Raw genomic sequence first — 11,124 nt, 5'->3', positions numbered from 1 at the left:
GTCTGAGCCGACCCTAGTGGATGGCGCGGGGCCGCCCGTCCCACCGCGCCGCGCCCGGCGGGCGGGGCGGCGCCGTGGCGCGCGTGCCGTCCACGGCATAGGTTGCGGGGTATGGAGGACGACCGGATCACCCCGCTGGCCGCGTCGGTGCGTGACGACGCCGCGCCGATCGAGGCGCTCGCCGCCACCGTGCGGCTGAAGGCCGAGGTCGAGCGGCTGGAGGCGGTGCACGTCCGGCGCGCCCGCCTGCAGGGGTTCACCTGGAGTGAGATCGCGACCGTGCTCGGCATCAGCAAGCAGGCGGTGCACAAGAAGTACGGGGGGCGGCGGGGAGAGCGGTGAACAGCGGGGGCGGGGCGGCGCCCCGGCCCCCGCGTGTTCTTCAGCACACCGGCTCCGGTTCGCGCGCGGCCGCCGGTCCGGGGCCGGGGTCGGCGGGCCCGGCTGCCGCCCGGGGCTCCGCCTCGGGCGGGGCGGGCGGGGCGGCCGTCTGCGGGTAGGCGCCGCGGTCGCCGCGCGCCGCGCCGAGGCCGGCCACCACCACCAGCGCCATCCCGGCGACCTGGACGGCGGCGGGGGTCTGGCCGATGAGGAGCAGGCCCATGACCAGGCTGATCGCGGGCTCCATGCTGACGAAGGTGCTGTAGGCGGTCCGGCTCATGTGCTGGAGGACCATCATCTCCAGCAGGAACGGCACCAGCGGGTAGAGCAGCGCGATGCCGAGGGTGACCAGCAGCAGGCGGGCGTCGCCGTCGGCGGCCACGCGCGGGGCGCCCAGCGGGGCCATGAGGACGGCCGACACGGTGAGCGCGAGGGCCAGCCCGTGGACGGCGCGGAAGCTCGTGCCGACCCGCTGGGTGAGCACGATGTAGAGCGCGACGCACACCGCACCGGCGGCGCCCAGGGCGATGCCGACCGGGTCGACCAGCCCCGCCCACGGGCGGGTCAGCAGCAGCACCCCGGCGAGGGCCGCGCCGATCCACACCAGTTCGCGGCGGCGGCGCATGGCGATGACGGCGACCGCGAGCGGGCCGAGGAACTCCAGGGCGGTGGCGGTGCCGAGGTCGATGCGCGCCGTCGCCTCGGAGTAGAGGGCCATCATCCCCGCGCTCACTGTGCCCAGGATCACCACGGCGCCCAGCTCACGGCGGGTGGCGCGGCGGACCGCCGTCCACAGCGACCGGCCGCTGAGGGCGAGCAGGAGCAGCGCGGCCCACGTCAGGCGGAGCCAGGTGACGCCGAACGAGCCGACGTCGCCGAACGCGCGCACGGCCAGGGCGCTGCCGGCGTGCAGGGCGAACATCCCGGCGAGCAGCAGCAGCGGGGCCGGGACGCGGACACGCCGCAGGGGGCTGAAGGGAAGGGAGATGATCACCCGCCCATTGCAGCCGCGACGTTTGTTTCTGTCCACGGAGCGTTGGTGGACGGACCGTGTAGTTTCGGTGGATGGACCTGACTCGGTTGCGCCTGCTGGTGGAGCTGGACCGGCTGGGCACGATGGCGGCGGTCGGCGAGGTCGCGGGCATGGGCACCTCGGCGGTGTCCAAGCACTTCGCGGTGCTGGAGCGCGAGGTGGGCGTCCCGCTGCTGGCGCCCGACGGCCGCAGGGTGCGGCTGACCCCGGCCGGGCACCGGCTGGCGGAGCTGGCGGTGGACATCCTCGCCCGGGTCGAGGCGGCCGAGTACGAGCTGGCGGGCGGGGGCGAGGCGGCGGGCCGGGTCGACCTGGTGACGTTCATCAGCGTGGGCCCGCCGATCGTGCTGCCCGCGCTGCGCCGGCTGCGCGCCGACCACCCCGGCATCGAGGTGCGGCTGATCGAGCACGAGCCGGACGAGGCGCTGGAGCTGCTGCAGACGGGCGGCGCGGACGTGGGCCTGGTGTACGAGTACAGCCTGGTGCCGCGCCGGTTCCCCGACACGCTGGCGCTGCACCCGGTGGGCACCGAGCCGCTGCTGCTGTCGCAGCCCTCGGGGTCCTCCTCCGGCGGCAGCCGGCCGATGACGCGGCGCCGGCTGCGGGCGCTGGCCGACGCGTCGTGGATCGCCAACTCGCGGGGCAGCGACGAGGACGAGCTGGTACGGCGGCTGTGCGCCAGCGCCGGGTTCGCGCCGCGCATCCGGCACCGCATCGACAACCTGGACGTGGTGGAGCAGGTGGTGGCGGCCGGGCTGGGGGTGGGGGTCATGCCGAAGCTGGCGGCGGCCACCCGGCGCGGCGTCGTGCACTCCCCGCTGGGCGACCTGGGCGGGGTGCGCCGGGTGTCGCTGGCGGGGCGCCGGGGCGGGTGGGCGTGGCGGCCGATCCGCCTGGTGGCGGCCTACCTGCGCGACGCGGCGCGCGACGTGCTCGACGGCACCGGGGACGTGCCGCCGCTGCCCGAGGGGTGAGGCGGCGCCCCGGCGGCGGGATCAGCCGGTGCCGGCGGAGCCGGGGACCAGCAGCGGGGCCACCGACGGCACGGGGACCTTGCCGGCCGCCTCGCGCACCGCGGTGAGCAGGGGTTCGGGGTCGGCGCCGGCCCGGCTGAGCGCGATGATGTGCCGCCGGGCGGTGTTGCGGACGGTGCGGATGACCACGTGCGGGGCGGGCAGCCCGGTCCAGCCCAGGCGCGGCATCAGCGCCACGCCCAGGCCGGCCTGGACGAGCGCGAACACGGCGCTGAACTCGTCGACGGTGTGCACGATGCGCGGCTGGAACCCGGCCTGGTTGCAGGCGGCGGTGACGCAGTCGTACCAGGCCGACCCGGGGCCGGACATGATCCAGTCGGCGTCGGCGAGGTCGGCGCCCAGTTCGAGGTCGGTGCAGGCGGCCAGCGGGTGGTGGTAGGGCAGCACCGCGTCGAACGGCTCGACCATGACGGGGTCGAACCGGAACTCGCGGGTGCCGCTGGGCGGCAGGTGCGGCGAGGACATGGTGACGGCGAGGTCGATGGCACCGGTGCGCAGCATCTCGGTGCTCTCCTCGGGTTCGGCCTGCACGATCTCGAACCGCCACCCGGGGTGGCTGGCGCGCAGCGCGGCGACGGCCGGGGCGAGCAGGTCGGAGATGCCGGTGGCGAACGAGCCGACGCGCACCACGCCCACGCCGCCCTCGGCGTAGTGGGCGAGGTCGGCCTCGGCGCGCTCCATCTCGGCGAAGATGACCCCGGCGTGCTCCAGCAGGACGCGCGCCGCCCCGGTGAGGAGGAACCGGCGCCCGCTGCGCTCCACGAGGGTGACCCCGGTCTCGCGGGCGAGCGCCGCGAGTTGCTGGGAGACCGCCGACGGGGTGACGTTGAGGGCCTCCGCGGTGCCGGCCACCGTGTGGTGCTGGTCGAGCGCCTGCAGGAGCTGCAGCCGCCGCACATCGATCATGGTGCCAATGTAGGGGAGGCGCGCGGGCGCACGCGCCGTCGGCGGCCGCGTGCCGGACGTGATCCGCTGCACGTCCGGGGCCGTGCGGGGGTTTGTGCCGGGGGGGCGGTCGCGGCCGTCCGGCCCGGCCGCCGGGCGGGGCCGGGCCGGACGGCCCGGGTCACCCGGCGGGGCGCACGCGCTCCAGGTCGGCGACGATGCGCGCCGTGGCGGGGGTGGGCACCCCGGCGGCGCGGCCGGCCCGCAGCAGGGCGCCGCCGAGCGCGTCGACCTCCATGGGGCGGCCGGCCTCGCGGTCGCGCAGCATCGACGGCTTGGTGGCGGCGGGGACGGAGTCGATCGCGGCCGCGAACCGGTCGGCGTCCAGGCGCACGCCCCGGGCGGCGGCGACGGCGGCGACCTCGCCGGCCACGGCGAGGAGGTCGGCGCGCCGGCCGGCGCGGGTGGCGCCGACATCGGCTTCGGCATGTGTGCACACCAGCGCCATGGGCAGCAGGAAGTGCAGCTTGCGCCAGAGCACCGCGTCCTCGTCGGTGCGCAGTTCGACCGGGAGCCCGGCGGCGCGCACGGCGGCGGCGAACGCCTCCACGCGGGCGGCGGGTGCGCCGGAGTAGGCGACGTCGAGGCCGGCGAAGGGACTGGAGTGCACGATGTGGCCGGGGGCGACGCGGGTCGACTCCACGCGGATGGCGGCGGAGAGCACGTGGGCGTCGGGGTAGCGGGCGCGCAGCGCCGCCATGTGCTCGAAGCCGTTGAGCAGCGGGACCACGAGGGCGTCGCCGACGAGGTCGGCGGGCACCCGGTCCAGCGCCGCGTCCAGGGCGGTGGCCTTGGGGGCGACGACGAGCACGCCGGGGCGGTGGCGGGCCCGCGGGGCGGCCTCGACGGCGGCGGTGAAGTCGCCGTAGGCGGCGGAGTCGACGCGCAGGCCGTCGGCCGCGATCCGGGCCGCGGTGTCCGGGGTGGCCACGACGTCGACGGTGCGCCCGGCCCGCGCGAGCAGGCCGGCGAGCAGTCCGCCGACGCCGCCGGGGGCCAGGACGGTGATCCGGCCGGGGTCCCGGGGGTCGGGTGCGGGGGCGGCGTCGGGGTGGGCGGGCATCGGCGGGCTCCTTCGGGGACGGCGTCGGGGCGCGGCGGAGGTGCGCCTCCCATCCTGCCCCCGTGCGTCCGGGGGCGGACGGGGCGGGGGTGGCGCGCGGGGCGGCGGGGGCGCGCACCGGAGACCCATCTTCCATAAAAACCAAAGAAATTTCCGTACCGGTACGTCGATCTCTCCTTTTCTCCGTGATTCCCGACGCGCACCGGAGAGCCGCACGTACTGTCGGAAGCACAGCTCACACCTTTGCCTGGTGTGTACCGAAGCCGATGTGAGCCGTATCGACGCGGGTGGAACGGGTGGGAAGAACATGGAAACTTCGTTGGCGACCAAACCGGACGTGCTGCGCTTCCGCTACCTCGGCGCGCACGAGGTCGAGGAGCTGGCCGAGCTGTGGGGGGAGCTCCACGAGCAGCACACGGCCACGGCCCCGCACCTGGAGGACGTCATCACGTCCGTTGACGGCGCCGAGTCCTGGCGCCGCCGCCGCGGCCAGTACCTGGCGTGGCTCGCCGACCCCGAGACCCTGGCCGTCCTGGCCGAGCGCAACGGCGAGCCCGTGGGCTACGCCATGGTGACCGTCCGCGAGAACCAGCACGGGTCGTGGGACCGCGGCGACCGGGTGGCCGTGGTGCAGACCCTCGCCGTCCGCCGCGAGCACACGGGCGCCGGCGTGGGCTCGGGCCTGCTGGAGGAGGTCCGCCGGCAGGTGGGCGCGCTGGGCGTCCGCGACATCGAGCTGACCGCGCTGGCGGGCAGCTCCGACGACATCCGCTTCTTCGAGCAGGAGGGCTTCCGGCCCTTCGTCACGACGATGGTGTGCCGCATCGGCGGGGTCGGCGCGCACGACTAGCGGCCTACGCGGCGGCACGGCCGCGCGGTCCGGCGGCGCCCTCCTCCTCCCGCGGCGCGCCGCCCCCACCGCGCACGGCGGCCCGGCACCCACGGGGGTGCCGGGCCGCCGCGCGTCACGCGGGGGCGGGCGCGGGCGCGGGCCGCTCCGCGGCGGCGACCAGGCGCGCGTCGTACACCCTGATCTTGCGGTCCAGGTGGTCGATGGTGGCCCGCAGCCGCCGCTCCTGCTCCCCCAGGCGGTGGCGCTGGGCGGCGAGCATCTCCCGGCGCCGCAGGATCGTGTGATCTCCATCACGGAGCAGCCGGAAGTAGGTGCGCATCTCGCGGACCGGCATGCCGGTGGCGCGCAGGAGCAGCACGAACTCCACCCGGGCGATGTCCTCGTCCTGGTAGACGCGGTGACCGGCGGCCGTGCGCGGCACCGGGGAGATGAGGCCGATGCGCTCGTAGTAGCGCAGCGTGTCGGGCGACAGGCCGGTGCGTTCGGCGGCCGCGGCGATGGTCAGACCGCGGCGGTTCGTAGCTGTCATACGCCGAATGTACGCCGGTGCCGGACTTGCCTTTGAGTCCACTCCAGGGTGCAGAGTCGGTGCGGGCGGCCAGGGGGCCGCCGGAACGCCACGGGAAGGACGCACCATGCTCACCACCACGCTGGGGGATTCCGGACCCGAGGTCGGCGTCATCGGCCTGGGCTGCATGGGCATGACCCACGGGTACGACCCGCACGGCCGCGACGACGACGTGTCGGTGTCCGTCATCCACCGGGCCCTGGACATCGGGGTGAACCTGCTCGACACCGCGGACGTGTACGGGCCCTACACCAACGAGGAGCTGGTCGGCCGGGCGCTGGCCGACCGCCGCGAGCGCGCGGTGCTGGCCACCAAGGTCGGCCTGGAGCAGGACGGGTCCGGCGGCATGGTCCGCAACGGGCGGCCCGAGCACGTGCGCGCGAGCATCGACGCCAGCCTGCGGCGGCTCCGCACCGACCACGTCGACCTCTACCAGCTGCACCGGGTCGACCCGGACGTGCCGCTGGAGGAGACCTGGGGCGCCATGGCCGAGGCCGTCGCGGCGGGCAAGGCGCGGGCGCTCGGCCTGTCGGAGGCCGGGATCGGCGACATCGAGCGCGCCATGGCGGTCCACCCGGTCGCCAGCGTGCAGTCGGAGCTGTCGCTGTGGAGCCGCGAGGCGCTGGCCGACGTGGTGCCGTTCTGCGAGGCCAACGGCATCGCGTTCCTGCCGTTCTCGCCGCTGGGGCGGGGCTTCCTGGCGGGCCGGTTCCGCAGCGCCGACGACCTGCCGGCGGACGACTGGCGCTCCACCACCCCGCGCTTCCAGGCGGACGCGATCGACGCCAACCAGGCCATCACCGAGGCCATCACCCGCATCGGCGAGCGCGTGGGCGGCACGGCCGCGCAGGTGTCGCTGGCGTGGCTGCGGGCGCAGGGGCGCTACGTCATCCCGATCCCGGGCACCAAGACGCCGCGCTACCTCGACGCCAACGCCGGCGCGGCCGACATCAAGCTGGGCGCGGCCGAGCTGGCCGAGCTGGACGCGCTGCCGGAGGCGGTGGGCGCCCGCTACGGCGACCGCCGCCCGTAGGCGCCGCGGACGGGCCGCCCGCCCCGGGGCGGGCGGTGGGGGCGGACGGTGGGGGCGGGCCCCGCGGAGCACGGCTCCGCGGGGTCCGCCCGCGTCCGGCTGCCCGGCACCGCGCGTCGTACCATTGGATGAAGACAAAGTCTTTTTCCAACTAGTACAAAGGTGGCGAGCATGCAGAGCAGCCCCGGCGCGGCCTACACCGCGACGCCCCGCACCACCCCGGCGCGCAAGCGCGACCGGGCCCGCTACGACCGCGCGACGGTCCACGCGATCCTGGACTCCGAGTGGATCTGCCACCTGGGGTTCGTGGTCGACGGCGCCCCGGTGGTCCTGCCCACCATGTACGCCCGCGTGGGCGAGCGCCTGTACCTGCACGGGTCGACGGGGAGCCGGCCGATGCGGGCGGCGGCGGACGGCCTGCGGGTCTGCGTCACCGTCACCCGCGCCGAGGGCATCGTGCTCGCCCGGTCGGCGGTCAACCACTCGGTCAACTACCGCTCGGTGGCGGCCCACGGGACCGCCCGCCTGGTCACCGACCCCGGGGAGCGCGCGCTGGCCATGGACGCCCTGCTCGACGCGGCGGTGCCGGGCCGGTCCGGCGACTGCCGCCCGCCGGACGCCAAGGAGCTGGCGCAGACGGCCATCGTCCGGCTCGACCTGGACGAGGTCGCGGCCAAGGTCCGGGATGGCGGCGTCATCGACGAGCCGGGCGACGTGGGGCTCCCCCACTGGGCCGGCGTCATCCCGATGACCCGCTCCCTCGGCACCCCGGTCCCCGCCGCCGACCAGGACCCGGCCGCCCCGCTGCCGCCCTATCTCACGGCCCCCTGAGCCCGGGGCCCACGGGCCGGCCCCGCCGCGCCGGCCCGTGGAGCGGACGGCGGGGACGCGGGCCGGAACGGTCCGCAACGCGGCCTAGCGGCCCCGCCCGGCCCCCTCGGTCGGGGCCGCGCGCAGGCCGGCCGCCCGCGCGAGGACACCGTGCACGTGCTCGACCGGCGCGGGCTCGGCGTCGAGGAGCAGGGCCGTGCACAGGCCCTCGGAGGCGGCGACGACGGCGGCGACGGCCTCGGGTTCGTCGGTGACGGCGGCGGCGAGTTCGGCCACGCTCTCGCGCCAGCCGCGCGCCACCGGCCGCAGCGCGGGCCTGCGGGCGGCGAGGGTGGACAGCTCGCGTTCGGCCAGGGCGCGCTCGCGGCCGGGCCCGGCCGACTCGTGGAGGAGTTCGGCCAGGCCCCGGAGCTTGTCGTCGCGGTGGTCGATGATCTCGCGGACGCGGGCGGTGTAGACGTCGGCGACGCTGGAGAGGGCGGCCACGAGCAGGTCGTCCAGGGTGGCGAAGTAGTAGACGCTCAAGCTGGTGGGGATGCCGGCCTCCTTGGCGACCGTGCGGTGGGTGACGCCGCCGGCCCCGTCGCGCGTGACGACGGCGAGCGTGGCCTCGATGATCTCGGCGCGGCGCCGGCGCCCCCGCTCCGTGCGCCCGTCGACCCGGCCGTCCTCGTCGCCCATGGCTCCCCCTTCGCCCCCTCAGGGTAGTGGAGCGGCCTCCGGTGCGGGCGCGGTCGGCTCCTCCTCAGCGCCGAGCGGGCGCACGTGGCGCAGGGCGACCAGGCAGACCAGGACGGCGGCCGCGGTGGCGGTGCCCGCGACGACCGCGGCGGCGTTCACGCCCGCGGTGAAGGCGGCCTCGGCCGCCTCGACGGCGTGCGGCGGCAGGCGGTCGGCGACCGCGACGGCCCCGTTGAGGCTGTCGGCGAGGCCGGCCGCCGCCTCCGGGGGCACCCCCTCCACCACGGGCGTCCGGGCGCGGTAGACGGCGGCGGCCACACTGCCCAGGACGGCGACCCCCACGGCGAGGCCGAGTTCCTGCACGGTCTCGGACAGGGCGGCCGCGGAGCCCGACCGCCCCGGCGGGGCCGCGCCGACCACCATGTCGGTGCCCAGGGCGGCCAGCACCCCCAGGCCGAGGTAGACCAGCGCGAACCCCGACACGACGGCCGCTGTGGCGTCCGTGCCGCTGACCGCCAGCAGGGCGTAGCCGAGGACGGACAGGCCCAGCGCGGCGGCCATGACCAGGCCGGGGCGCACCCGTGCGGCGACGAACGGGGCGCCGACGGCGGCGACGAGCATGGCCAGCGCGGCCGGTCCCATCCACAGCCCGGCCTCCGCGGGCGACATCCGCTCGACCAGCTGGAGGTACTGGGTGACCAGGTACATCGTCCCGCCCACCCCGACCAGGCCGACGAGCAGGACGGCCAGCGCTGCGGAGAAGGCCCGGTCGGCGAACAGGCGCACGTCGAGCAGCGGGGCGGGGATGCGGCCCTGGCGCCGCACGAACACCGTGCCCGCGGCCGCGCCGACCGCCAGCAGGGCCGCTGTTGCGGCGCCGGGCCCGTGGGTGGCGGCGTCCTTGACCGCGTAGACCACCGGCAGGATCGCCAGGAGGGACAGGGCGATGCTGGCCGGGTCGAGCCGGCCGGCGCGCGGGTCGGCGTGCTCGGGGAGCAGCAGCGGCGCGCCGACCAGGACGACGGCCGCGATGGGGACGGCGAGCAGGAAGGCCGCGCCCCACCACAAGGCGCCGACCAGCGCGCCGCCCACCACCGGCCCCACGGCCATGCCGAGGGCGAACATCGTCGCCCACACCCCGATGGCGAGGGCGCGCTGCCGCGCGTCGGTGAACATGGTGGAGATGAGCGACAGCGTCGAGGGCATGAGCGTGGCCCCGGCGACGCCCAGCAGCGCGCGGGCGAGGAGGAGCAGCCCGGCGGTGGGCGCGTAGGCCGCGAGGACCGACGCGGCGGCGAAGGCGGCCATGCCGATCATCAGCAGCCGGCGGCGCCCGATCCGGTCGCCCAGCGTGCCCATGGTGACGAGGAACCCGGCGATCAGGAAGCCGTAGGCGTCCATGATCCACAGCGTCTGCACCGCCGAGGGCGCGAGGTCGGCGGCCATGCTCGGCAGCACCAGGTACATCACCGTCACGTCGAGCCCCAGCAGCAGCGTCGGCAGGGCCAGCAGCCCCAGCCCCGCCCAGGCGCGCCCTCCGGCGCGCCGGGCATCCGCGTTCTCCATCGCGTTCCCTTCGTCGGATTTCTTGAACGTTAGTACAAATAGAACCATCGTTCAACTAAATCCGCCCTGCCGCCCCGACCAGGGAGGGACGGCGGGGGCCCGGCCCACGGCCGGAGGCCCGCCGGCACGCGGACCACCGCAGGCCAGGCGCCCGGCGCGCCCGCGCCCCTCCCCCTCCGGGCGGGCGACCGGCGGCGCGCCATCGCGCGGACGCGCCGCCCGGGCCCGGCCGCCGCACGTACGGGCGGGCGCGGCCGCCGCCCGGGCGCGGGGCAGGCGGGGCGGGGTGGCTCCGGGCGGAGGCCGGAGTGGCTACGCTCGTGCCGTGCCCGACCGCGACGCCAACACCTGCAACTTCCCCGGCTGCGCCCGACCCGTTCCACGGGCGTCGTCGCCGGGCCGCCCGCCGGAGTACTGCGACCTCCCCGAGCACACGCGCTGGCGGGCGTGGCGGGAGCGCCAGCGGCTCCAGCAGGAGGCCGACGACCGCCAGCGCGCCGTCGAGGACGCCGCCGCGGACCCGGCCGCGCCGCGCGCCGCGGGGTCGGCCCCGGCCGCCGCCCCCTCCCCCGCCGACGCCGCGCCCGTCACCACCGCCCGGCTGCGCGCCGACGACCTGCTGACCCGGTTCGCCGTGCAGGCCGAGCAGCTCACGGCCACGCTGAGCGCGGCGACCGACGCGTTCGCCACCATGACCGACCCCGCGAGCGCCGAGGCCCAGGTCGAGGCCGCCCGGCTCGACGCCGCCCGGCGCGTCGCCGAGGCCGACGCCGCCCGCCTGGAGGCCGAGAACCGGCGCCGCGACGCCGAGCGGGCGCGGGCGCACGCCGACGAGGCGGCGGCCTCGGCCGTCGCCGCGACCGGCGCCGCCGAACGCATGGCCGACGCGGCCCTGCACCGCCGCGAGACCGCCCTCGCCGAACTCGACGCGGCCCGCGAACGCGCGGAACGGGCGGAGGAGGAGGCCGAACGCACCCGCGCCGCTCTCGACGCGGCCCGCGCCGAGGCCGCCGCGGAGCACGACGCCCTGCGCCGCCGCGCCGAGGAGCGGGCGGCGGCCGCCGCCGAGGCGGCCGAGGACGCCGCGCGCGCCCGCGCGGACGCTGCGGCGGCGGCCGCCGAGCGCGACCGGCTGG

At 77.1% G+C, this 11,124-nt stretch carries 11 protein-coding genes and 1 pseudogene; 6 read left to right on the top strand and 6 right to left on the bottom strand.

What is annotated here, in order from left to right:
* The first annotated feature begins 111 nt into the window (after positions 1–111).
* Complete coding sequence (locus NT8_RS08760; protein ID WP_067966142.1) at positions 112–342, top strand: ECF-type sigma factor; 231 nt, start codon at positions 112–114, stop codon at positions 340–342.
* A 40-nt stretch (positions 343–382) separates the two neighbouring features.
* Here NT8_RS08760 and NT8_RS08755 read toward each other — a convergent pair whose 3' ends face one another.
* Positions 383–1,375 (bottom strand): EamA family transporter, encoded by a 993-nt coding sequence (locus NT8_RS08755; RefSeq protein ID WP_067966141.1) that lies wholly within the window; start codon positions 1,373–1,375, stop codon positions 383–385.
* A gap of 71 nt (positions 1,376–1,446) precedes the next feature.
* Here NT8_RS08755 and NT8_RS08750 point away from each other — a divergent pair, with 71 nt between their 5' ends.
* Positions 1,447–2,388: a LysR family transcriptional regulator gene (locus tag NT8_RS08750; protein WP_067966139.1), complete on the top strand. Its 942-nt coding sequence runs from the start codon at positions 1,447–1,449 to the stop codon at positions 2,386–2,388.
* A gap of 21 nt (positions 2,389–2,409) precedes the next feature.
* Here the strand turns inward: NT8_RS08750 and NT8_RS08745 are convergent, their stop codons facing one another.
* Together NT8_RS08745 and NT8_RS08740 are read right to left on the bottom strand one after the other, a co-directional pair.
* A complete protein-coding gene (locus NT8_RS08745; RefSeq protein ID WP_067966137.1) occupies positions 2,410–3,354 on the bottom strand; it encodes a LysR family transcriptional regulator in 945 nt (314 codons plus the stop codon).
* A gap of 160 nt (positions 3,355–3,514) precedes the next feature.
* The gene (locus NT8_RS08740) at positions 3,515–4,456 is read right to left on the bottom strand and encodes a ketopantoate reductase family protein (protein WP_067966136.1); all 942 of its coding nucleotides are present in this window, start codon (positions 4,454–4,456) and stop codon (positions 3,515–3,517) included.
* A 307-nt stretch (positions 4,457–4,763) separates the two neighbouring features.
* Between NT8_RS08740 and NT8_RS08735 the strand changes: the two genes are divergently transcribed.
* On the top strand, positions 4,764–5,306 hold the full coding sequence (locus NT8_RS08735; protein WP_067966134.1) for a GNAT family N-acetyltransferase: 543 nt from the start codon (positions 4,764–4,766) through the stop codon (positions 5,304–5,306).
* A gap of 115 nt (positions 5,307–5,421) precedes the next feature.
* On the opposite strand, the gene NT8_RS08730 is transcribed toward NT8_RS08735, so the two are convergent.
* The gene (locus NT8_RS08730) at positions 5,422–5,838 is read right to left on the bottom strand and encodes a MerR family transcriptional regulator (RefSeq protein WP_067966131.1); all 417 of its coding nucleotides are present in this window, start codon (positions 5,836–5,838) and stop codon (positions 5,422–5,424) included.
* 106 nt (positions 5,839–5,944) lie between these two features.
* Here NT8_RS08730 and NT8_RS08725 point away from each other — a divergent pair, with 106 nt between their 5' ends.
* Both NT8_RS08725 and NT8_RS08720 read left to right on the top strand, forming a co-directional pair.
* Positions 5,945–6,910, top strand: coding sequence for an aldo/keto reductase (locus tag NT8_RS08725; RefSeq protein ID WP_067966129.1), 966 nt, complete (start codon positions 5,945–5,947; stop codon positions 6,908–6,910).
* 171 nt (positions 6,911–7,081) lie between these two features.
* Entirely contained in the window at positions 7,082–7,741 is a 660-nt protein-coding gene (locus tag NT8_RS08720; RefSeq protein WP_084468759.1) for a pyridoxamine 5'-phosphate oxidase family protein, read from the top strand.
* Positions 7,742–7,825: 84 nt separating this feature from the next.
* Here NT8_RS08720 and NT8_RS08715 read toward each other — a convergent pair whose 3' ends face one another.
* Positions 7,826–8,422, bottom strand: a complete 597-nt coding sequence (locus tag NT8_RS08715) for a TetR/AcrR family transcriptional regulator (protein WP_067966125.1) — start codon at positions 8,420–8,422, stop codon at positions 7,826–7,828.
* Positions 8,423–8,440: 18 nt separating this feature from the next.
* On the bottom strand, positions 8,441–9,988 hold the full coding sequence (locus tag NT8_RS08710) for an MFS transporter (protein ID WP_067966123.1): 1,548 nt from the start codon (positions 9,986–9,988) through the stop codon (positions 8,441–8,443).
* Positions 9,989–10,313: 325 nt separating this feature from the next.
* Here NT8_RS08710 and NT8_RS08705 point away from each other — a divergent pair.
* Positions 10,314–11,124: pseudogene (locus NT8_RS08705) on the top strand (hypothetical protein); the annotation flags it as partial.

This window comes from Nocardiopsis trehalosi NBRC 14201, from assembly GCF_001552555.1.
Taxonomy (GTDB): domain Bacteria; phylum Actinomycetota; class Actinomycetes; order Streptosporangiales; family Streptosporangiaceae; genus Nocardiopsis_B; species Nocardiopsis_B trehalosi.
The sequence above is the reverse complement of the archived record's forward strand: the minus strand, read 5'-3'. Positions and strand labels throughout refer to the sequence as shown.